Below are 23,344 nucleotides of genomic sequence, written 5' to 3' on the forward strand. Positions count from 1 at the left end.
GACACATATTGAAAAGAAAAGAAAGCCTTCTTGCCACAGCAAGAAGGCTCTTCTTTCTAATACTAGCGACGTTAAAAATTTATTTGCTCAAGTTAATCAATTTAAGCTGAAGCGTATGAGTGTAAACCTGCAAGAATCAAGTTAACAGCAATTAAGTTAAATAAGATTATTCCAAAACCAATTAATGCTAACCATGCAGATTTTTCACCTTCCCAGCCCTTTGATAAACGTAAGTGTAGGAATGCTGCATAGAATAACCATGTAATAAGTGCCCACACTTCCTTCGGATCCCATCCCCAGAAACGACTCCACGCAAGTTGTGCCCAAATCATTGCAAAGATTAGAGCTCCTAACGTAAATACTGGGAAGCCAATTATAACTGAACGATAACCAATTTCATCAACTAATTGTATATTTACTCGTTTGACAAAAGGTTGGAAAATCGCACTAATTCGACGTCTTGCAATTAATCGAATTAATAAGTATAAAATAGACCCTACCAATAATGACCAAACAACTGTAGTTAATTTCTTCGCATTAATGAGCGCAGGCATTTCTACTAACGGAGACATGCCATGTTCTTCCACTGCCTTATATTCATTCATACCAAATAGTGGCGGCATGTTGTAGTCAATTTGACGTTCATTTCCTTCTTTATCTAAATAAGAATATGTTGAATCGTAATCCATCATATTAAAAACTGATGTAGCAACTACGAAACCAACGACTACCACAAGGAAGAACATTACCGCTTCTAACCAGAAACGTTGTTTAGAAGGCTTCTTTAAATCAACTACTTTTAATAAATAAATTAGTCCTGCTACCGCACTAATCGCTAAAATTGATTGACCTAAAGCAGCTGTAATAACATGAATTGTTAACCAGTAACTTTGTAATGACGGTACTAAAGGACTAACTTCACTCGGGAACATCGACGCATAGGCAATTATTAATAACGCCACAGGCAATGCTACTAATCCTAGGGCTGTCACTCGATAAATAAAATAAATCAATACGAATGCCCCAACAATGAACATTCCAAACGCAGTCGTAAATTCAAACATATTACTGACAGGTGCATGTCCTGAATAAACCCAACGAGTAATAAAATAACCAAGCTGCGAAAGTAAACCAATAATTGTTACAACAATTGCCACCTTGCCCCATTTATCGGTATTTTTCCCCGTTGCATTCGATTGCTTTATCGAACCACCAAACAATAAAGTTGCAACTAGGTAGGCTATGAATGCTACAAATAATAGGTTTCCACTTATGTCAATCAAACTCATAAGGTGTTGTCACCTTCCTTTTCTTTAGTGCCTGGCTTTGCGGATTTGTTGTCATCTTCAGGCTTATCCAACTGATCTTTATATGTTGGTAGACCAGCAAACGTAGTGACTGTATCTAAATCCTTTTTCATACTAAACATATTTTTATTCACATGAGCAGCCATCAACACTCGACCATCCGGATCCACCTGTAACCATAAACGTCGATGATTCCAATAGGAGCCAATTACTACACCAATCATGAAAATAACACCACCAACAAATAAAATTGGTATCGTACTATCTTTACGAATTGTAAAGTTTGATGAATTACGCATCTCTGCTCCTGCGAATTTCATTCTATATTTGTTTTCACCAAGTGGTTCAAGTGGTGGCTTTCTGATTTCTACAAAGCTTACTTCACCTTTTGGTGTTTCTGGTGTTGTCATTCTAAATAAAAATGCCGGATTATTTGGTATTGATGTTTTTGTCTGTGGCTCTCCATTTTCAAAACCATCAAAATCTGGCGTATAAACAAGAATTTGTACTGAGGAACCATTTCCTAAATCATATTCTTTTTTAGGATTTGTTAAATCAATTTCAATTTGACCTTGTGATTCTTCAGAAGCTTTATTCACTAAATTAAAATTCATCTGTCTCAATTCATTAAGACGATAATTCATTTGATACAACGCAAAACCGTTTTCTTTTAACGGGTGATTAACACGAATTGAGTAATCTCTCAATTTTTCAAGATTGTCTGAATCTCCTGGAAGAGCTCCCTCAGGTTGTTTGTATAATGTTATATCCGTTTGATAGTTCTTCGCCATAACATTTACACCTTGGCTCGCTTCCCCGCCCTGTTGCTTTTCGCCATGGGTTTCCAAAATAAATTTATTATTTTTAATAAAATACCCATCCATACCTGGTATAGCTCGTGTTTCACCTTCACGGATCCAAATCGTCTCATCCACATAAAAACCAGGTACTAAGCGCAACATAACACCTGTTAAAAAAATAATGAGACCGACATGATTTATGTATGGGCCATATCGAGCGAAGCGGCCGCGCTCTGCTAGCAGTGCACTTCCATCACGACGAACACGATATTTTAATTCGGACATTTTTTGCTCAACTTTATCAAGCGTTTCATCAGCGTTTGGCACTTGTCCTTCCGCAATGATCCGTTGGCGTTTCATGAAACTTTCATGACGTTTAACGCGTTGATTTTTTAAAGACTTATGCAAAGGTAACCCTCGGTCTAAACTCGCAACAATAATCGATATCGCAAGCATACCTACTAAAATTTGGAACCACCAAGTGTTGTATAAATGAGAAAGTCCTAAATTATTATAGAGTTTGCCTAATACACCGTACACTTTTTCATAATACTCTGCTTTGCTAGGCTCCGGGGCATTAACATATATCGCTTGCGGTAGAATTGTTCCGATTGACGCTGCGACCAACGTTATAATAATGAGGGCGATCCCCACTTTTACACTCGAGAAGAAATTCCAAATTTTATCAACAAATGTTGTATTATACGTTTTTGAACGAATTGCCGTTCCATCGTAACGCATATCAACAACTTTTGTCTGTTTACCTTCCTCAGTTAAAGGACGACCACATTTCTCACAAAGCTTCGTGCCATATGGGTTACTATGACCACAAGCACAAATGATGTTTTCCATAGTCATTACTCCTTATTTTGGCTTCACTAATTCCATGTACGAAGCAATTTTTGCCTCCGTCATTTCACCAGTAACGATTTTGGCTACTTTACCATCTGGATCAATAAGGAGAGTTGCAGGTAAATTACCTACATTGTAGGCAGTCATAACGCTTTTCGTTTTGTCGATAACTACCGGGAACGTTAACTCATATCTATCGACAAAATTCTGAACTTCAAAATCTGTTTGGGCAATATTGACCGCTAAAGTTTGTACACCCTGATCTTTAAAAGCTTTATACTGACGATCCATTGCAGGCATTTCCTTTTCACAAGGCTTACACCATGTTCCCCAGAAGTTCAAAAATACGCCCTGCCCCTTATAATCAGACAGTTTATGTTTCTCACCGTTTAAATCTACTAACGTGAAGTCTGGTGCTTTAGAGCCTACTGCTAATAACTCTACTTTATCTTTTGTCGCTGTACCGTATACCGTATAACCAATCGCTAACACTAAGACTGCCAAAATAATGGTACGAATGACGAGACGTTTTTTCTTTTTCTCCAAGTTAATAAACCCCCTATCAATTTCGGCTTAGAATAATCCCTATTGACGCAAAGCTTTTCCTACAAACATTCATATGTATAGTTTTTAACGTCTAATTTATACCATTTATTATGTTTGTCAATTTTTATATTTGTCATTCACTTGTGCGTCATACACCACCTGATAATTTGTGGAACCGATTTCATCAGGATAAAAACTAAATTAGGTGTACTATTCTCACCTATTATAGCAAAAGGAAACACAAACGCTTAGCTAATAATTATGAATGATTTATGAACGATTTCACTAATAAGAAAGTGAAAACATTACTATTACACATAGAAGTATTTCACTTTCTCTTAGAAAATGCTAATTATCCGATTTGTCCTGTCTCTGCTAGCACTCGTAATTGCTTCACTTCATGCTTTGTTAATTCACGATATTCTCCTGGAGCTAGTCCGAATAAATCTAAAAAGGCAAAGCGTTCACGTTTAAGTTTAACAACAGGTGTACCTATTGCCTCAAACATGCGACGCACTTGACGATTTCGTCCTTCGTGAATAGTAATTTCACAAATTGCCTTACCTGCTGTTTCATCAAATGAAGTCATACTCACTTTTGCTGGAGCTGTTTTACCATCTTCTAGCTTAATTCCACGTTGAAGCTTTTTTAAGCCCTCAATCGTCGGAACACCTTTAACACGAGCAATATATGTTTTGTCAATTTTAAACTTTGGATGTGTCAGCATATAAGAAAATTCACCATCATTTGTTAATAACAACAGGCCAGATGTATCATAATCGAGACGACCAACTGGGAAAATTCGTTGTGGGATATGCTTAAACAAATCTGTGACAGTTTTGCGTCCTTTGTCGTCTGTTACAGCTGATATCGTTCCACGTGGTTTATATAACAAGTAATAAACCTTATCCTCTTTCTCAAGCTTCACGCCTTCTACTTCTATCGTATCTGAGTTTGACACCTTTGTACCTAACTCACGCACTACGACTCCGTTCACTTTTACTTTACCTTCTACAATTAATTGTTCTGCCTTACGTCTAGACGCCACACCAGCATACGCAATAACCTTCTGTAATCTTTCCATTCTTTCACCTCTAATTTTCATTCACCTTGGTTTTAGACACCAAAATATAAACCTCATTCGTATAATTTGAATAAGGTTATTTTTCCCGCTAATCTGTGAAAATTATGTCATACTTTTATGCATTATTAAAGAAAAACTAATTATGCGAAAGTAATTAGATTATTTGAAATAATTTTCATCAACTAGTTTCTGGATAATTTGCACTTAAATTTTAAGGATCCTCAGTATAGCGTGGGTTGATTTTTGTACCGACCGGGTGCTTTCCTGGATGTGATCGGATTCGAATTGTCCCCAGGACTGCTTGACGGAGCAACACGGTGTCAGTCATTTTAGTAATGCCACAGGACGTGGCGTTCTAACACTGAGTTCCCTTATTTCTATAAGTGTCAGGACCCCATTGAAAGAGAACCACGTTCAAAGGTGGGAGTATTCTGCAGAATGAAAAATGTCCATAAATCACAGAACTGTCATCCCTAACTTTTGGCGTATTCTAATTTTAACCAACCCTTCCCATTTAAATTTGCTATCGGCTTTGAAATCTTTATAAAACATAAAAGCTACCCAATTTGGGCAGCTTTTCATAATTTCTAGGGTTCACTATATTTATTTTCGATTCTAAGCCCGTAGGACTTAATTCTTTATTAATAAATTGCTTCGCGCTTGATAGCTTTCCTGATAAAGATAATTCAATTGTTGAACCATCTTGCAATGTGAAAATCAGTTTTTCCGGAACACTCACACCATTCTTTTCTACAATAGTCTGTTCAACCTTCACTATATCTTCCCAGCTTATATAATCTTCTTGCAAACTAAAAAAATGATTCATATGAAGTCCTTTTGTATCAATGTATTGATAGTTTTTCATACATAAAAATATTAACGCGCCAGCGATTATAAACGATGTTCCCACGAGTCCACGTTGAATAATCTTCCTTTTTTTGTTTTAGGGTTCACTAAAAAATTGACTAATAACGTGACCGCTAACATGATCATAACTACCATCAATATAATATAGGCTGTAAAAAAAAGATCGAAAAAATAGGATTCCTTAGGTCGAAAGAGCAATTCTTGAACAGGATATAAGAAAATAACAGAAGCGATAAAGCTTGACAAGAATAAAATTATTATGACCCCTATTTGATACTGTCTACTGTTTGATTTAGTAGTCATAAATACTTCTCCACCTTCAATAGTATTTAAAAATTCGGAATTTTAAATCAAAACCACTCGGGTTTTATTTTACCTTATTATTTCTCATTTGTTAAATAAATCAAAATTATTTCAAACTCTACCGTAATATAACGGAGGGTACTGGCATTGACACACAAATGTTATCTCATAAAAAAAATCAGCGTATCGCTTTTAACGATCCGCTGATTCAACTTTTACTGGCACTGCATAAATACGCTCTTCACCGATAAAGATGGATAGTACACCTTCCATACGTTTTCTAGAAACATGTAATACTTGCCTTACACTTTCTTTTTCTTCTTTATTTAATTGCAAACGAATCGGTTGCTCTAAGCGAATAGATAGGTTTTTATTAACTTTATATTTACCTTTTTTCACTACCGTTTCAAGGCTGTAATCTCCCCAAACCTTGTTGGCAAAACTCCGATGCAGATTCCAATCATCGGATTCATTCAATGTGACAACAATACACGTTTGCCCATCCTTTTGGAAGGCGGTTGCAAGTGTCCGCCCAGCTACCTTTGTAAAGCCTGTTTTCCCGGCAAATGCTGAACCTTTTGCTGTTTTTAAGGCACTGACAGGTTGTGTCTCATCGTCTATTTCGATAGCAACCCCAGACCCTTCTCGTATTAAACGGTGCTTATTTTCCCATAACATCCCGTTTTCCGTATTGGCACGATATAGCACTGTGGAGGCAATCTTCTTGAAAGTTTTATTTTGAAGAGCTATTCTCAACATTTCAGCAGTATCCCTCGCTGACGATAAATGCTCATCATGATGCAAGCCAGACGGGTTCATAAATACTGTATTTGCGAGACCCGCAACAACAGCCCGTTCATTCATTAACTTTACAAACCCTTCTACCGATCCTCCAACATGCTCTGCTAAAGCTGTTGCAGCGTCATTTCCTGATCGTAGCATCAAACCATATAACAGTGTTTCTACCGTTACTTTTTCCCCTGCCTGCAAGTAAATAGACGAGCCCTCAGACGTTGCAGCCTTTGGTGAAATAACCACTTCATCTTGAAGATTGCTATTTTCAATAACAACGAGTGCTGTCCACATTTTTGTTAAGCTTGCAATGGGTAACCGGGCATCACTATTAGATCCATATAAAACACGTCCCGTATCACCATCTAAGACAGCATATCCGCTACCACCTCGAGCCAAACTGGTTTGTGGAAGCATTAACATTACCACGACTATCATGAACAATATTAAACGTACTAACCGATGCAACGAGCCACTCCTTATTAAAAGTAATAGGAAAATATAGATTATATTTATGTTTTAAGCTAAGCTTTATACCTTTAACTCATTCCGAACTGATTTACTTTACGCCGCTAAATGTTTCTTGGAATTTAGTCATAAATAAATCTGTTTCTTGCTCTGCTTCAACTAGCTCATCTTCAGGTAAAGACGGCATTTCTTCTATACTATTTAAACCAAAGTAGTTTAAGAATTCTTTCGTTGTACCATATAAGATTGCACGTCCTGTCCCTTCTGAGCGACCCACTTCCTTAATTAACCCCCTAGAAGCGAGAGTCTGTATTGGTCTTTCACATTTCACACCACGCAAATCTTCAATTGTTACGCGTGTAATTGGCTGTTTGTATGCCACGATCGCCAATACTTCAAGTGAAGCTTGAGATAATGATTGAGCAGTTGGATTTTCTACTAATCTTTGTATCGTATCTGCTAGTTCAGGTTTTGTGATAAGCTGATAAACGCTAGCTATTTCTTTTACCGTTATACCTCTAGATCCATCGTCTTCATATGCCGTTTTCAATGCCTCCATTGTCTCTACGACTAACTCTTCCGGTTCTACTAAAAGTTGTGATAATTGTTTAATGGTTAAGCCATCGTCACCAACAACAAATAATAAGGATTCTATTTTACTCTGTAGCATCTTTGTTTTCGTCATCATCCCATTCCTCCTTCTGTAATGTAACTGTTAATTCTTCAAAGTTACCATCTTGCTCTACGATGACTACCTGACGTTTCATCAATTCAAGAATAGATAAAAACGTCAGAATAAGCGTTGGCTTATCTTCATAGGGAAATAGCTCAAAAAATGATGCACGTCCACCTGTAAATCGTAATGAATCGACAACCGAACGCATTTGATCTTTCACAGAGCGTTCCTGTCTTGCTACAGTTGTCTTTAGTGGTTTTTTTAATTTTTTTCGACGCATTAGTTTTTGAAAGGCTCCAAGCATGTCATAGATGTTGACGTTTAAATCAAATAACGCCATTTGCTCATCTGAGGCTAATCCAGATAAATCTGCTGGTGGCCGTGTAAACACCTGTGCCCGATCTGTTTCAAGCTCTTGCAGGCTACTTGCTGCTTCTTTATATTTCTTATACTCTATTAAACGTAGCACCAGTTCTTCACGAGGGTCTGGACCGTCAACTTCTAATTCAGCTTCGTCAAGCTCACCTTCATGGATTGGCAAAAGCATACGACTTTTAATAGCCAATAATGTTGCTGCCATCACTAAATATTCACTAGCCTCATTTAACTCCAGTACTTGCATAGCATGTATATGGTCGATATATTGTTGAGTAATTTCAGCCATTGGAATATCATAAATATCAATTTCCAATCTGTTAATTAAATGTAATAATAAATCAAGAGGCCCTGAAAAGGCTTCTAATTTCACTTCATAAGACATTGTTTTACCACCCTGAGATTATATGTTCTTTTAGTATAGTAGAAAGGAGTCTAAAATGCATCCACAGCACCATACTTTATTTATCGACTACTGTTCTTTTTTCAATGGTAATCACGATTTTTTTGAATGCCATGAAGTCCTTGAGGAATACTGGAAAGATATTGCTCCAGGTGATAAAAAGCATCCACTCGTTGGATACGTACAGCTTGCAACCGGTTTATATCATTGGCGACGTAACAATTATATTGGCGCTGCGCGAATATTAGAAAAATCGCTCAAAAATTTCCAATATAATAAGGGACATTTATTTTTTGATGAAATCGACTACGAAATACTACTAACTCAACTAGCAGATGCACTTTCTGCTACCCAGAAGGGCAAGTCCTTTCAAGCATTTCAGCTTCCTCTTTCACCTACATTGGAGGAATTAGTATTTGCTCGCATGAAGCTTTTACCATCAACTAGCTCTAACTATCTTCTTCATAAACATATGCTTCGAGATCGCTCACATATTCTTGCAGAGCGTCAAGAAAGCAAACAAAGAAAAAGCAGACGTCAATGATCGTCTGCTTCTCCATCGATACAATTTATACATTTGTGAACAATATTACGTGTTTCCTCCGTTGCAAGCACACTTTCATAGTGACCAAGTTCTGCCACTTCCTGTAGCATTTCCTTCGCAACACCTTCACCTCTATATGAAGGGACAACGGAAACATGTTGAATCGTAGCTATATTATCACTATTTGTTACAAGTCCAACAATACCAACATACTCATCGTTCTTTTTCCATAAATATAAAACCCAATTATTATCATTTTCATAGGAGTGGATTGTCTCTTTGAGCTTTTTTATGTCTTTTTCGTTAGGCATAAACGAGAGTAGCCCCATTGCTATTTTCTCGAAAGCTTTCTTATATCGAATTAACATATTTGTCTATTCCCTCATTTTCTAGCTGTACATAATCTTTGACTATCCTACACGATTTGTACTTTTACCGCAAGTCCATTTCTGTCTTACGAACCAGGTCCGAGAATACCTTTAGACGCCAATACCCAATAGACAACGCCCCACAACAAAATAAAAGTTGAAATGGACGCTAGTAATACCCATTTGTTTTTTCTCATATTTACTCACCCTTTTTTAACGTTAGCGGGAGATCGTTCTGTACAATATCTTCATAACTTTCGCGTCGAATTGCTAATTGATGTTTGCCATCTTCTACAAATACAACTGCTGGTCGTGGCACACGATTGTAGTTACTCGCCATAGAATATCCATACGCACCAGTACAGAAGATTGCTAGCACATCACCAGAAGCAGCTTCTTGAAGCTTAGCATCAATAATTAATTTATCACCTGATTCACAAAGTTTACCAGCCACTGTATATGTTTCGCTTTTCGATTCATCTGCTTTACTCGCAATGATCGCTTCGTACTTCGCATCATATAAAGCCGGACGGATATTATCACTCATACCACCATCGACAGCAATATATTTACGAACATTAGGTACTGTTTTTTGTGAACCAATTGTATAAAGAGATGTTCCTGCATCCCCTACAAGTGATCGCCCTGGTTCAATCCAAATTTCAGGCATCGTTAGACCAAGTACAGTAGCTTTAGTCTTTACAACTGTAATCATATCCTCTACATATACTTGTGGCTCAAGCGGTGCATCTTCCTCAGTATAACGAATTCCGAAGCCCCCACCTAAGTTTAACACAGTACACGTAAAATCGTGAGACTTGTTCCAATCCGAAATTTTATCAATTAGTTTTTCTCCTGCTAAGCCAAAGCCCGCTGTGTCAAAAATTTGAGAGCCAATATGGCAGTGTAATCCTAGAAGCTCTAGATATTCATGTTTAAAAGTTTGTTGGAAAGCTTCATCTGCTTGACCATTATTTAAGTCGAAGCCAAATTTTGAATCCGCTTGACCTGTCGTAATGAAATCATGTGTATGTGCCTCCACACCTGGTGTGACACGTAGTAAAATACGCATTTTTTGCTGACGGCGCTCTGAGATTGCTTGTAAAAGTTGAATTTCATAGAAGTTATCCACGACAATACAACCAATTTTTGAGTCAAATGCTAATTCTAGTTCAGCAATGCTTTTATTATTACCGTGGAAATGAATGCGCTCCGGAGGGAATCCAGCTTTTAAAGCTGTAAATAATTCTCCACCAGAGACAACATCTAAAGATAAATTTTCTTCTGCCGCTAATTGGTACACAGCTACACATGCGAATGCTTTTGAAGCATAAGCTACTTCTGCTTTTACACCTAGTTTTTTAAACGTATCTATAAAGCCGCGCGCACGCTTACGAATAAGTGCTGTATCATACACAAATAAAGGTGTACCATACTCTTTTGCAAGCTCTAATGTATCTACCTGTCCAATCGTTAAATGACCATCTTCAGAAATCGCTTGTGTTCCATATAAATGCATGTGCATCTCTCCCTTTTCACATCGTTCCATCATGTGATACATTGCACCTCATTTTAGAAAGATTTCGGGCAATTTAGCCTACAATCCTTATTTAGAGGGATATTGCTTCATTCAACAAGTTGCCACATATGTTTTAGCACGTGGTGAAGCTTTTGATGAATGAAGACAATTTTCGCAAAAATCACAAAATACTATATGTGAACTTTATCACATGAAAAAAACGAGTGCAACGGCTTCTATGATCTTTTTCGCTGTTGGGAGTCGACAACATATGGCCTCAATGCATCAGCTGTCATCGGGAAACGAACAAGTACGCGAAGCATCGCATTTGGGAAGAACGGAATAAGTGGCCATAAATATGGCGCTTGCATCGGACGTAATGAACATAAATACGTAAATATTATGAAGATCCCGATAAATAACCCATTAACTCCCCAAATTCCAGTCATTATTAACAGCACTAGTCTAAAGAGTTTAATGGAAATACCCAGCTCATAAGATGGAATAATAAATGTCAGAATAGCTGAAACGGCTGTATATAACACTACCTCTGGCGTAAATACCCCAACATCAATAGCGATTTGACCAATAATTACACCTGCAACCAACCCCATCGCAGTGGATAATGGTGATGGGGTATGAATGGCGGCCATCCTCAAAAACTCTATCCCAATATCACCAATAAGTACTTGTAGCAAAAGTGGGATATGTGATTTTTCCTTAGCACCTAAAAAGGATAGCCCATCTGGTAAAAATACCCCGTGCGTTGCACATAAATACCATAATGGCAATAATAATAAACCCATAATCGCTCCGAAATAGCGCATAAAACGGACAAAGGTTCCGACTGTTGGCGCTTGTCTATACTCCTCAGCATGCTGCAACAAATGAAAAGCAGTTGCAGGTACAAGAATGACAGAAGGAGACGTATCGACAATAATGGCTATATGGCCTTCAAGTAAATGTGCTGCGGTAATATCTGGTCGTTCCGTATAACGTACAAAAGGAACTGGATGGAACTTCTGTTTAAACAGCCATTCTTCTAATGATTTATCAGTCATAGTCAAACCATCATGATGAATTTGTGCAATGCGCCGTCGCAATTTATCGAGCGTTTCATCATTCGCAATACCTTTTATAAACGCTAGAGCGACATCGGTTTGACCAATTTCGGATATTTTATGTAGCTCGAAACGTAAATTACTATTGCGAATTCGTCGACGAATCAAAGCAGTATTTTGAGAAATACCTTCAACAAAACCGTCCCTAGATCCTCGAATTACCTTTTCATTGTCAGGCTCCTCTGGGGAACGTCCTGGATAACTTCGTATCTCTGCAACAAAACCGTAACCACTTTTAGTTATAAAGACTACTTGCCCACTTAATATCGCTAATAAAATGGCTTCACGCTTTGTTTCCTCTGAACGACCTTGGTAATTGAAATAGGCTTCAAAATACTCCTTTTCATCCTCAATATCAACGTCCTCATCAGGCAACATATTAGTGAGTAATTGCGTTAACACAACTCCATCCACAAGTCCGGTTACATATGCGCAAAGAACCGGCAAATCTTTGACAAACAGATGCTTTATGCTAATGTCAAATGATTCGCCGTCTCCAAACTGTTCTTTAAGAAAATCTTCGGCTTCTTCTAAGCTGTTAAATAGTTTATCTTTATCTGTCATGCTGTCACCATTTTCTTAAATGTCTTTTTTTACTTCTTCCTCTTCAACTGTGGCACTTGTGGCCATCCAAGTTTTCAATTGGGCAAGAATTTTTTTCTCTAATCGTGATACCTGAACTTGTGATATGCCTAGCCTGTTGGCAATTTCAGTTTGGGTACAATCTGAGAAATATCGTAAATAAATAATGGATTGCTCTCTAGGCTCAAGCCTTGTGAGCACCTCTTTTAGTGGAATATAGTCAAATGGCTGCTCAGATTTTTCGTCCTTCATCTGATCCATTAATGTAATAGAATCCCCTTCACTCTCATACAATTGTTCATGCAAGGAAGCTGGATCTCTCAATGCATCTGAAGCTGTTACAATTTCCTCAGTTGTAACACCAAGAACTTGCGCTAATTCATGAATGGTTGGTGGATGCTCATTATTTTTAATGAATTCATCAGTTGCATGACGAATTTTAAAATTAAGCTCACGAATAGAACGGCTAACCTTCACCATTCCATCATCCCTTAGAAAGCGCTGAATTTCTCCGATGATCATTGGTACAGCATATGTCGAAAATTTAACATCATACGTTAGATCAAATTTATCCACAGACTTCATAAGCCCGATGCAGCCAATTTGAAACAAATCCTCGAGCTCCACGCCCCTGCTTGTAAAGCGTTGGACAATAGACCACACAAGCCTCGTATTCCCTTCAATCATTCGTTTACGAGCCTCATGATCGCCCTGTTGTGCACGCGCAATTAAATCTCGCATTTCTCCCTGTGACAATAGCTTATCGGACGACTGTTCTAGCGGCTTCACAATCGCAGCCTCACATTACCGGTGTGCGAACCGAGTAAAATTTTTTCGTAAATGTGACAGTTGTACCTTCTTGCCACTTGGACATGACTGTCAACTGATCTGAAAAACTATCCATAATAGTAAAGCCCATACCCGAACGTTCCATCTCACTTTTCGTCGTAAACAACGGCTCCATTGCCCGACTTACATCCTCTATACCTAACCCTTTATCCATAACAGACACCGTTACAATTTCATCCTCACGCTTTGCATGAACTGTAACAACACCCTTACCATCCTCTTCATAACCGTGAATAATGGCATTAGAAACGGCCTCTGAAACAACCGTTTTAAATTCGGATAGCTCATCAATAGTTGGATCTAATTGTGCGATAAAGCCGGTCACAGCTACACGCGCCAAGGCTTCATTTTCACTAATTGCTAAAAAAGTTAATGTCATTTCGTTATCCATTTACAATCCCCCTAACTCGATCAATCGCTTCTTCTTCTGTTGCTTCCATCATCCACGGCCCTAAACCTGAAAATTGAAATACTTTTCGCATTGTCGGCGATGGATTCAATAATATCGTCCGCCCAGCGACTGCCTCTAACTCACGCATCCGACCAAGCACTAAACCTACACCTGAACTATCCATAAAAGAAAGCCCCTCTAGATTCCAAATAATAGTCGTTACAGTACCTTGAAAAATTGCTGTAGAAATTTTAGCTCGAATTTGCTCTACTGCATGATGATCGAGCTCCCCAAATAAACGTATAACCACTGTCTCTCTTGTTACCATTTCTAACTGAAAATGCATGAACATCGCCTCCTCCTCGTGCAATTCCACATTCAATGTGGTGATTCCTTGCGGCTGACAGAACTAGTGCAAAGTCTTCCGAAATAGTGGCAAATCGACATACTTATAGCTTTTTAGGTTATTTGCAGTATGGGATAAATCAACATTTTTTAAACATAGCTGACACTTTTCACAAGAATTATTATTATGTTAGAGGTGAGAGGCGTGAGTAGAAATTTGGTGGTAGTGGTTGTCAGGGAGGGGCAGGGGAGCGGTTTTGTATGTCGAAGCGTGGTGACCGGTTTTGGCCTTCGGAGCGGGGGGTGGCCGCCGGGGCGGGCGGGGGTGTCGGAGCCGGGTAACGGGTCTGTCTGTCGAAGAGGGTTGGGCGGTTCTTCGGTGGCTTTGGTGGTTCTATCCACGACTTTGGCGGTTCTATCCACGACTTTGGCGGTTCTATCCACGACTTTGACCATTCTATCCACGACTTTGGCGGTTCTATCCACGATTTTGGCTTTTCTTCCGTCGCTTGGACTCTTCTTTCCATCGTTCTGACTTCTTTCCTTCGTTTCGGCCCTACTTTCCGTCGCTTCAGCTTTTCTTTCCGTCGCCTGGACTCTTCTTTCCGTCGCTTCAGCCCTTCTTCCCGCCGCTCTAACTCTAGGTTCCACCGCTCCACCCTTCGCTTTTCAGAACAAAAAAGCGAGAATCCCCTTTTATTAAAGAGAATTCTCGCTTTCATATTTATTTATGCAATTGTATAAGCTTTCTGTACTTTTTCGATTGTTTCCTCATCAATTTGACCATTTGAATATAAATAAGCAATCGTTTCGCCAGTACGAACGTTGTCACCTTTTTTGGCAACCAATTGAATACCGGCATCATAATCAAGCTCTGATTCCTTCGTTAATCGGCCTGCACCAAGACCAACGCTAGCTTCTCCGATTAATAGTGCGTTAATCGTCCCTACAGTACCTTCAGCAGATGCGTTAACAGCTACTTTATTTGCTGTGTCTTTTTGTAGGATATCTGCTAAATCGCCGCCCTGTGCTACGATAAATTCCTCGAATTTTGCAGCGGCTGAACCATCTTCTAATACGCGTTTAACAGCCGCTGTTGCTTCGGCCTCATTCACTCCAGCTGCAACTTGGTACATCAGCGAAGAGATAATAATACATTCTTCTAGCAAGTCTTCGTGCGTTTCGTCCATACGTCTATTTAATAAAGCAACTGCTTCTACTACTTCAAGCTTATTGCCAATCATTTTACCTAGTGGATTATCCATATCACTAATATGCGCGACTACTTTACGTCCTAGCTTTTCACCGATTGCAGTCATCGTATCAGCTAAAACTTGTGCTTCTTCTTCTGTTTTCATAAATGCACCTGAGCCACATTTAACATCTAGTACAATGCCGTCTGCACCACTTGCTATTTTCTTACTCATGATAGACGCGGCAATAAGTGGAGTTGAATCGACAGTACCTGTCACATCTCGCAACGCATACAATTTTTTGTCAGCTGGTACAAGGTTGCCTGTTTGACCAGCAACTGCAATTTTATGTTGATTGACATTATCGATAAATTCTTGTGATGAAAGCTCTGTTTTAAAGCCACGAATCGATTCTAATTTATCGATTGTCCCACCTGTAATGCCTAGACCCTTACCACTGAATTTTGCCACAGGTATATCTAGTGCAGCAATGATCGGAGTGACAATTAGTGTAACTTTATCGCCTACACCGCCAGTTGAATGCTTATCAATTTTAAAACCTTCAATAGATGATAAATCAATAACATCTCCAGATTCTATCATTGCTTTTGTTAAATAAAATGTTTCATCATATGTCATGCCCAATAAACGGATTGCCATTAGTAGGGAACTTGCTTGATAATCAGGAATTGCACCAGTAGTGTAACCCTCTACAAAATACTGTATTTCAGCCTGTGATAGCTCTTTGCCTTGCTTTTTCTTTTCAAACAGCTGTGCCATATTCATATCTATAATCCCCCTTACTTCAGATCATTTAAGAAGCTTTTACCAAACTTTGGTGCTTCTACTTTGAAGTTTTCTGCAACTGTCGCTGCGATATCTGCAAAAGTTTCACGAAGTGCTAGCTCACTACCACCATTAAAGCGTGGTGAATAAACAATTAACGGTACATATTCACGTGTATGGTCTGTCCCTGGGAATGTTGGGTCATTTCCGTGGTCCGCTGTAATGATTAGTAGATCATCTTCTGTCATTACCTCAGTAATCTCTGGTAAACGTGCATCAAATTCTTGTAATGCGTTACCATAGCCTATAGGGTCACGACGATGCCCAAAATTCGCATCAAAGTCTACTAAGTTCAAGAAGCTTATACCATGGAAATCACGACGTACTACCTCTGCAAATTTATCCATACCATCTGTATTATTTTTCGTACGTACTGCATCAGTAACGCCTTCACCGTTGAAAATATCAGAAATTTTCCCAATTGCGATAACGTCTAAACCTGCATCCTGTAAGACATTCATCGTTGTACGACCAAATGGTTTTAACGCATAGTCATGACGATTAGAAGTACGCGCGAAGTTTCCAGGTGTACCGATAAATGGACGAGCAATTACACGACCAACTAAATATTCTGGTTGTAATGTTAGCTCACGAGCAATTTCACAAATTTTATATAATTCCTCTAATGGAATAATTTCCTCATGTGCAGCAATTTGCAAAACAGGGTCAGCAGATGTATAGACAATAATCGCTCCTGTCTCCATATGTTCCTTGCCAAAGTCCTCGATTACTTGTGTTCCGCTTGCAGGTTGATTGCAAAGAACTTTGCGGCCTGTACGTTTTTCAAGCTCTGCAATAAGCTCAGCTGGGAACCCTTCCGGATATACCTTAAACGGTTTATCGATATTTAACCCCATGATTTCCCAGTGCCCTGTCATCGTATCTTTACCAACAGATGCTTCTTGCATTTTTCCGTAGAACGCTTTTGGTTTGTCAGTAGCTTGTATACCTTGTAATGGTTCAATATTCGCTAAGCCGAAAGACTCCATATGTGGCATTGTAAGCCCATTCATTTTTTCAGCGATATGTCCAAGAGTATGTGAACCTACATCTCCAAAATTCGCTGCGTCTGGAGCTTCACCAATCCCAACTGAGTCCAATACAACTACATGGATTTTCTTAAATGGTTTATTCATAATTTTGCCTCCTACTCTCATGTCTCTATTTTACCAAAAAAGCTCGAAAAATAAAGGTCAGACCTCCTACTAATTTTAAGCACGTGGATGAAATTGCTTATAAACCTCTGATAGTCGGGATTTACTAATATGTGTATAAATTTGCGTTGTGGAAATATCCGCATGCCCAAGCATCTCCTGTACTGCACGTAAATCCGCACCGTTCTCCACTAAATGCGTTGCGAAAGAATGGCGTAATGTATGTGGTGTTAGTTCATGTTGGATGCCTGCTTTTAAAGCATGCTCCTTCATTAATTTCCAACAACCTTGCCTTGTTAAACGTTTTCCTCTTTGATTAATAAAAAAAGCATCCGTTTTTGGGTACTTTCCTTGTAATTGACTCCGTGCGCCATCTAAATAAGTACTTAATGCAGAAAGCGCGCTTTTTCCAAGGGGAATGATTCGCTCCTTGCCTCCCTTACCAAAAACACGCACAAAGCCCATCGTTAGGTGAATATCAGTTAAATCCAATGCAATTAGTTCACTAATGCGCATCCCTGACCCATATAATAGTTCTAGCATTGCCACATCCCGAATGCCCTGTGGTTTGCTTCGATTTGGTGACGCTAATATAGCTTCAATTTCTTCAATTGAGAGGACATTTGGTAGCTTTTGCTCAATGATTGGCATTTCTAAATGAACTGTCGGATCTGTTTCAGCTCGCTTTTCTCGAAGTAAAAATTGGTGAAAACTACGAATGGAGGAGATATGGCGGGCAACAGTACGACTTGTCTTTCCTTGCATTCGCAACTGCTCTAAATGACGCAAAATGGTCGTCCTTTCCACTTTACGAAAGTCAGACATCCCTTCCGTTTCCCGCAAAAAATTCACGTAATTTTCTAAGTCTCGGCGATAGGATGCTAATGTATTATCAGATAATTGTCGCTCTACTTGGATAAAATGGATATAATCCTCTATTGCATATTGAAATTCATTCATCATAGCGCCCCCTTAACATTCTACTATCTTCCATATTAACATGTTCAATAAACCAAATGCTTGCTCCACAAAAAAAACCTCCCTTCACGCATCGTGTAAGAGAGGTAGTTCATTTATTTTTTTAATTGATACTGTCGCAAATAACCACCTGCGGCAAAACTTGCAGAAGAGACGATCAAAACAAGTAAAGCTGTCAAAATGATATCAAATGAAAATGAAAACTGGATGTAACCATCGGAAGCTGTAAAATCGAGCTGGATATTCACAAAATAAATAATCATTAACTGTAACGCTGTAAACAAACCTGCAAAAATCAAACATTCTTTCCAATTCATACGATGGACAATATATAATATATAGCCAGCTGCACTTATCAATACGATCGTGATTAGTACTAAAATAAATGATGGCAATAACGAATATTTTTCCCCTTCAAATAAACTATTATATAAATAAGACTGATATACTTCAGATTTTTCATTATCAAAAAGGCTGTAAGTGATGTTCTCTGAAAAACCATCTAGTGATGCATTCATGTGAAGCTTTGAAAAGAACGTACATATCCAATTCCAAGTCCCCATATAAATACTGCTAAAAATTGAAACAGTTTCTGATTCTAAAACATTTTTATCCAAACTAAAATAAATGTTCGAGAAATTAATAAGCAACCCAATTAATGTAATGGCTACCGAAAACATAGCATACTGCACATATTTTACTTGATAGCTTAATTTTTCAATAATAGATTTATTAAAGTAAGTTAAAATTGCTGCAAACCCAAATATTACAATTGATAAAATAGTCGCCGAGAGAATCATATCCAAAACAGAATAATTCATTGACGCGTCAATCATAAATAGCCCTTTAGTTTCTACTTGACCAAGCTTTGTACTGAACTTTGATATGAAAGAAATAACTAACATCACAATAACATAGACAATTGTTGAATAAAGAATCCCTTGATACAAAGGCCAATTATTTTTCCGTGCAAGAATACCGTAAATTACACCACCTATTACTAAAGCAATGAAAGGAATGAACATTAGCCCAAATAACACATTGTCCATAGATATATGCAAAGAATTATTAGTAAAACCTGCGTCTAAAACAACATTCCATTCTGCTTTAACATTATGAACTACTGTCACTAAGCTTGGAAGTGAAAGTATTTTAGGTATATTTAGTCTGACACCAAACTCTTTATATATATTATCCTCTAACTCTGAAGGGTCACTCATAATTGCTTTAACGATCGCTGATTCTTCATGATCTAAATCAGCCGTTACTACATCTAGCAAGCTATTTTTTGCAATGAATGTAAACATAAATATTAACAAAATGGACACAACAATAGGAACAAAAAATAATGGGTTATTTTTAAAGAAATTCACTTTTTCCTTTGAAGCATTCTTTAATTCTTGACCTTTTATATTCCCCATGTTTGGTACATTCACATTTTTTAACGTTTCGCTTATTACTTTATTGAATGTCGTTTTTTGCTCAACTCTTTTAATAGTTATCTCACCACATTGACTACAAAACGAGCCTGATTCTTCGTTTTTTGTGCCACAAGATAAGCAAAAATCATTCGTTGCATATGTATGTTTAAATGGCTCTTTCTCAATAACTCCATTTGTCTTAGGGCAATATGTAAAATAATTAGGATGTTGCTCGTGACAATGCCTACAAGTCATTATAGTGCCCCCTGTTTCATACCACAGCATGGACAAAATAAAGCGGATTCATGTATTTCTTCAGAACAGCTTTGGCATGATTTATACACAGTATTTGGATCAATATAAGTAGGATTCAATGTACCACAATTCCCGCAGAATTTTGCATTCCCGCCAAGTTGTTGCATGCATTTTGAACATTGTTGTGATGCCGCGTTTATATTTGCTATCTGCTTACCATATCGGTAGATTAAGCGATCCTGCGACGCAATTCCTAAAGAAATCTCTGACAATTCATCATGATTGAGTTCTTGATTTAATAATTGTAAATGAACCAATTCTCCTAATTTAACAATCAGTTCCATTCGCTTATCTTTCGCCAATTTTAAGCCATTTTTTAAATCCTTTAACTCCATTGTACTTATATCTTTCATATCAATCATATATACACTTCCTTCACTATTTCTGTTGTTACCATCCCTAATAGTATCCATTTTTTATTATTTTTTCAATAAGTTATTCTTTATTCTTCCATTTTACATGGTATATTTATATTATATTTACAAAAAAGGAGTTTTATAATGCGCGAATGTCAGAGTTGTGGAAAACAAGTAATATCGAACGAGAAATTTTGTTTAGAATGTGGTACTAAACTCCCACCTACTCGTTCTGAGGAATCAGAAATTATAGCAAACGTCCCAAAACAACAAACCTATTTCTCAGAAACATCCCACAAAAAAGAACCTATGAGCACAACAAAAAAGGTTATCATTAGTAGTATTTTTGCTATACTAGCATTGCTAATCGGTGGGCATTTTATTATTAAAAGCCAGATAGACCCTAAAAAACAGCTAGCTGATCTGAACAATTATTTTTCTGATGAAAATTATGAAAAATTCGCCCAATCATTCCGATTTCCTGAAGATACAATCATTGATAATAAAGCATTTTATAATTATATGAAGGATCAAAATTGGACAAAAAATATTAATCCTGTGTTAGAGGAAAATTTGAATGAATATATGGAAAAAGGTTATACCGAACCTGTAACAAATAAGGATGATTCGAAACTAATTACGATAAAAGAAAACAATTTCTTAATATTCTACAAAAAATATACATTTGATATTCAACCAATTGAATTAAGTGTACATACTATTAGTCCTGTTAAACTTGACACAAAATTTAAATTAGGAGAATTGGTTTCTACTGATTTATCTGATGAAACAGAAAAAGTCGGTAAGTTCGCCCCTGGAATTTACAATTATAGTTTAGCGTTAAAAGATGAATATTTTCAAAATGAAATTAAAGATCAGCTAATAATTTCTAATAATGAAGAGAACAAAAAAATGCTTTCAATAGATCTTGCAGATTATCAGGTACATCTTACATCTGATATTGAAGATGCAATTGTATTTATCAACGGAAAAAGTACGGGAAAAAAAGCACAAGATGTTAAGCTTTTCACTGCAAAACTAGATGATTCTGTTAAAGTACATGCTGTTAAAAAAGGTCAAGATGGTCAAGAAGAGAAATCCGAAATAATAACATTAAATAATCCGCAACATCATCTTCAATTTGGCTCTATACAGACTAAACAAAGAGCTGAAGCCGAAAAAAAAGCAAACCAACAAGCATTGCAAACTTTCCTTTCTGAATATGAAGACGTGGCTCGCTCCCTCTTCTATGATTTTCGTAATAACTACAAGTACGCTTTAGATAATGCTGATTTTAGTTATGTTCAGGATTATTTTTTAGAGGGTACACAAATACGAAGAGATTACAGTAAATTCGTAACGGATCATATCACTTTTGATTACTATTCCTATGATTTCAAGTCTAATATGATTGACAAGGTATATGCTACGGATCCATCAACAATCATTCTTGATTCGACGGAAATTTTTGATTTTTACCTAACAGAAGATGGTACTTGGTCATACCAGCGCGAAAAACGTTACACAATGAAACTATCAAATAATAGATTACTGATTACAGACATCCAAGACCGTTCAAAAGTTATTAAAACTAAAATTTCAGATTAAAAAAACGTCCCAAAAAGTCATAAAACTTTTTGGGACGTCTTTTTTACTTTTCTTCTGATACTTCGTCGTTTTTATCATGACAGCGCCAGCAAATGCCGTGGAAAGTTAATCGGTGGTCCTTTATAATAAAATTCCAACGTCTTTCAACAACGGCTTCCACGTCTTCAAGTAAATCTTCCTGAATTTCATCAACCGCACCACATTCGATACAAACAAGATGATGGTGGAAATGCGCAGCTCCCTCTTGGCGTAAATCATAGCGCGAAACGCCATCGCCAAAGTTGATTTTGTCGACAATTTTGAGCTCAGTTAGTAATTCTAACGTTCTATAGACAGTCGCTAGACCAATTTCTGGTGCTTTTTCTTTTACTAAAAGGTAAACATCTTCTGCACTTAGGTGGTCTTCCTCGTGCTCAAGCAGTACAGCAACTGTTGCTTCTCGCTGCGGCGTCAGCTTATAACTAGCACTATGCAACTGTTTTTTTATACGATCTATTCGGCTCTCCATGTGACGCCCCCCTAAACTCTTCTCATTATACCAAAGTAATAAATCCTATTACAAGGTAGTGAGTAGATTTCGAATTTGCTTTTGTATGTTTTTACCTGACGAGCAATTATGCCTCGGCATAATTGCGTCCGGAGGCTTTGGGCCAACGTGATGTTGGTCACTCAGCCGTCGCCACAGGTCGTGGCGTTCTTAGACTGAGTTCCTCTAGCAGGTTTTAGGACACCCGCTGAAAGAAGATAAATTCCCGTGAATTGTATCTATTATTTAATTACATAAGAAATAACAATAAACTCAGCCACTATTATGATGAAAAATGCGAAAAAATTCAACAAAATTGTCCGACCATGTATCATTTTTCCGATTTTTCTTTTTGACCAAGCTGGTACAAGTAAATTACATAGGACTAGCAACAATATACAATAGATGAGCTGAAATGGAAACCACCAAATCGTATAAACCCAGAAAGCTTCAAGTTTTTGTAATAAAAAAACCGAGCTAAAGCCAAAAAAGGTTGCACGTATCGCCACTGTAACACGTACTAAAACCTTCAGGAGACTATGTGTTGCAAGCAATAGTATAAGAGCGATTGAAACAGCAACAGGTAACACTAAACGAAATAGAGAATGCCTGTCCCCATTTATTAAACGAGGCTCTATAAATGAAATAAAAGGCTCCGCATTCGGCCCACCAATAATATGAAATAAGATTACGCCACAAACGAAACTCACCGCAATAATAGATGCGTGATAAAATATAGACACCGTACGAGACAT

At 37.7% G+C, this 23,344-nt stretch carries 24 protein-coding genes; 2 read left to right on the top strand and 22 right to left on the bottom strand.

Going from position 1 to position 23,344, the window contains the following annotated elements:
* Positions 1 to 101: 101 nt before the first annotated feature.
* The 8 genes from ccsB to ACFTQ7_RS13505 form a co-directional block, all read right to left on the bottom strand.
* Positions 102 to 1,289 carry a c-type cytochrome biogenesis protein CcsB gene (gene ccsB / locus ACFTQ7_RS13470; RefSeq protein ID WP_386829327.1) on the bottom strand — a complete coding sequence of 396 codons (1,188 nt, stop codon included), beginning with the start codon at positions 1,287 to 1,289 and terminating at the stop codon, positions 102 to 104.
* Positions 1,286 to 2,959 carry a cytochrome c biogenesis protein ResB gene (resB, locus tag ACFTQ7_RS13475; protein WP_349659599.1) on the bottom strand — a complete coding sequence of 558 codons (1,674 nt, stop codon included), beginning with the start codon at positions 2,957 to 2,959 and terminating at the stop codon, positions 1,286 to 1,288. Before resB ends, ccsB begins: the two co-directional genes overlap by 4 nt.
* A 12-nt stretch (positions 2,960 to 2,971) precedes the next feature.
* Entirely contained in the window at positions 2,972 to 3,505 is a 534-nt protein-coding gene (gene resA, locus ACFTQ7_RS13480; RefSeq protein WP_197144490.1) for a thiol-disulfide oxidoreductase ResA, read from the bottom strand.
* Between the two features lie 352 nt (positions 3,506 to 3,857).
* Positions 3,858 to 4,589, bottom strand: coding sequence for a pseudouridine synthase (locus tag ACFTQ7_RS13485; RefSeq protein ID WP_349659600.1), 732 nt, complete (start codon positions 4,587 to 4,589; stop codon positions 3,858 to 3,860).
* 541 nt (positions 4,590 to 5,130) lie between these two features.
* The gene (locus tag ACFTQ7_RS13490; RefSeq protein ID WP_386829329.1) at positions 5,131 to 5,415 is read right to left on the bottom strand and encodes a hypothetical protein; all 285 of its coding nucleotides are present in this window, start codon (positions 5,413 to 5,415) and stop codon (positions 5,131 to 5,133) included.
* Positions 5,416 to 5,951: 536 nt separating this feature from the next.
* Complete coding sequence (locus ACFTQ7_RS13495; protein WP_386829331.1) at positions 5,952 to 7,019, bottom strand: D-alanyl-D-alanine carboxypeptidase family protein; 1,068 nt, start codon at positions 7,017 to 7,019, stop codon at positions 5,952 to 5,954.
* A 91-nt stretch (positions 7,020 to 7,110) separates the two neighbouring features.
* On the bottom strand, positions 7,111 to 7,704 hold the full coding sequence (gene scpB, locus ACFTQ7_RS13500; protein ID WP_386829433.1) for an SMC-Scp complex subunit ScpB: 594 nt from the start codon (positions 7,702 to 7,704) through the stop codon (positions 7,111 to 7,113).
* Entirely contained in the window at positions 7,676 to 8,455 is a 780-nt protein-coding gene (locus ACFTQ7_RS13505) for a segregation/condensation protein A (protein ID WP_349659604.1), read from the bottom strand. Before ACFTQ7_RS13505 ends, scpB begins: the two co-directional genes overlap by 29 nt.
* Before the next feature lie 55 nt (positions 8,456 to 8,510).
* Between ACFTQ7_RS13505 and ACFTQ7_RS13510 the strand changes: the two genes are divergently transcribed.
* Entirely contained in the window at positions 8,511 to 9,017 is a 507-nt protein-coding gene (locus ACFTQ7_RS13510; RefSeq protein ID WP_349659605.1) for a DUF309 domain-containing protein, read from the top strand.
* Here ACFTQ7_RS13510 and ACFTQ7_RS13515 read toward each other — a convergent pair.
* The 12 genes from ACFTQ7_RS13515 to ACFTQ7_RS13570 form a co-directional block, all read right to left on the bottom strand.
* Positions 9,011 to 9,385: a GNAT family N-acetyltransferase gene (locus tag ACFTQ7_RS13515; RefSeq protein WP_349659606.1), complete on the bottom strand. Its 375-nt coding sequence runs from the start codon at positions 9,383 to 9,385 to the stop codon at positions 9,011 to 9,013. The two genes, ACFTQ7_RS13510 and ACFTQ7_RS13515, sit on opposite strands and share 7 nt — an antisense overlap.
* 199 nt (positions 9,386 to 9,584) lie before the next feature.
* Entirely contained in the window at positions 9,585 to 10,904 is a 1,320-nt protein-coding gene (gene lysA, locus ACFTQ7_RS13520) for a diaminopimelate decarboxylase (RefSeq protein ID WP_349659607.1), read from the bottom strand.
* A 236-nt stretch (positions 10,905 to 11,140) separates the two neighbouring features.
* On the bottom strand, positions 11,141 to 12,589 hold the full coding sequence (locus tag ACFTQ7_RS13525) for a spore germination protein (RefSeq protein WP_386829334.1): 1,449 nt from the start codon (positions 12,587 to 12,589) through the stop codon (positions 11,141 to 11,143).
* 15 nt (positions 12,590 to 12,604) lie between these two features.
* Positions 12,605 to 13,348, bottom strand: a complete 744-nt coding sequence (gene sigF, locus ACFTQ7_RS13530) for an RNA polymerase sporulation sigma factor SigF (protein ID WP_206700774.1) — start codon at positions 13,346 to 13,348, stop codon at positions 12,605 to 12,607.
* Between the two features lie 58 nt (positions 13,349 to 13,406).
* Positions 13,407 to 13,847 carry an anti-sigma F factor gene (gene spoIIAB / locus ACFTQ7_RS13535; RefSeq protein ID WP_386829335.1) on the bottom strand — a complete coding sequence of 147 codons (441 nt, stop codon included), beginning with the start codon at positions 13,845 to 13,847 and terminating at the stop codon, positions 13,407 to 13,409.
* A complete protein-coding gene (gene spoIIAA, locus ACFTQ7_RS13540; protein ID WP_079560712.1) occupies positions 13,840 to 14,193 on the bottom strand; it encodes an anti-sigma F factor antagonist in 354 nt (117 codons plus the stop codon). The genes spoIIAB and spoIIAA overlap by 8 nt, the downstream gene beginning before the upstream one ends.
* 149 nt (positions 14,194 to 14,342) lie before the next feature.
* Entirely contained in the window at positions 14,343 to 14,843 is a 501-nt protein-coding gene (locus ACFTQ7_RS13545; RefSeq protein ID WP_386829336.1) for a hypothetical protein, read from the bottom strand.
* 77 nt (positions 14,844 to 14,920) lie between these two features.
* The gene (locus ACFTQ7_RS13550; protein WP_386829338.1) at positions 14,921 to 16,171 is read right to left on the bottom strand and encodes a thymidine phosphorylase; all 1,251 of its coding nucleotides are present in this window, start codon (positions 16,169 to 16,171) and stop codon (positions 14,921 to 14,923) included.
* Positions 16,172 to 16,185: 14 nt separating this feature from the next.
* Complete coding sequence (gene deoB, locus ACFTQ7_RS13555; protein ID WP_386829340.1) at positions 16,186 to 17,367, bottom strand: phosphopentomutase; 1,182 nt, start codon at positions 17,365 to 17,367, stop codon at positions 16,186 to 16,188.
* A 75-nt stretch (positions 17,368 to 17,442) separates the two neighbouring features.
* Positions 17,443 to 18,345, bottom strand: coding sequence for a site-specific tyrosine recombinase XerD (xerD, locus tag ACFTQ7_RS13560; protein ID WP_079560699.1), 903 nt, complete (start codon positions 18,343 to 18,345; stop codon positions 17,443 to 17,445).
* Positions 18,346 to 18,458: 113 nt separating this feature from the next.
* On the bottom strand, positions 18,459 to 20,039 hold the full coding sequence (locus ACFTQ7_RS13565) for a hypothetical protein (protein WP_386829341.1): 1,581 nt from the start codon (positions 20,037 to 20,039) through the stop codon (positions 18,459 to 18,461).
* Positions 20,039 to 20,461 (bottom strand): zinc ribbon domain-containing protein, encoded by a 423-nt coding sequence (locus ACFTQ7_RS13570; protein WP_386829343.1) that lies wholly within the window; start codon positions 20,459 to 20,461, stop codon positions 20,039 to 20,041. Before ACFTQ7_RS13570 ends, ACFTQ7_RS13565 begins: the two co-directional genes overlap by 1 nt.
* Positions 20,462 to 20,599: 138 nt before the next feature.
* On the opposite strand from ACFTQ7_RS13570, the gene ACFTQ7_RS13575 reads away from it, so the two are divergent.
* The gene (locus ACFTQ7_RS13575; protein ID WP_386829345.1) at positions 20,600 to 22,063 is read left to right on the top strand and encodes a TcaA 3rd/4th domain-containing protein; all 1,464 of its coding nucleotides are present in this window, start codon (positions 20,600 to 20,602) and stop codon (positions 22,061 to 22,063) included.
* Positions 22,064 to 22,106: 43 nt separating this feature from the next.
* Here ACFTQ7_RS13575 and fur read toward each other — a convergent pair whose 3' ends face one another.
* Positions 22,107 to 22,571 (bottom strand): ferric iron uptake transcriptional regulator, encoded by a 465-nt coding sequence (gene fur / locus ACFTQ7_RS13580; RefSeq protein WP_079560689.1) that lies wholly within the window; start codon positions 22,569 to 22,571, stop codon positions 22,107 to 22,109.
* Between the two features lie 260 nt (positions 22,572 to 22,831).
* Complete coding sequence (locus tag ACFTQ7_RS13585; protein ID WP_079560687.1) at positions 22,832 to 23,344, bottom strand: hypothetical protein; 513 nt, start codon at positions 23,342 to 23,344, stop codon at positions 22,832 to 22,834.

Origin of the sequence: Lysinibacillus sp. NPDC056959, from assembly GCF_042674095.1 — a bacterium.
GTDB lineage: Bacteria > Bacillota > Bacilli > Bacillales_A > Planococcaceae > Lysinibacillus > Lysinibacillus zambalensis.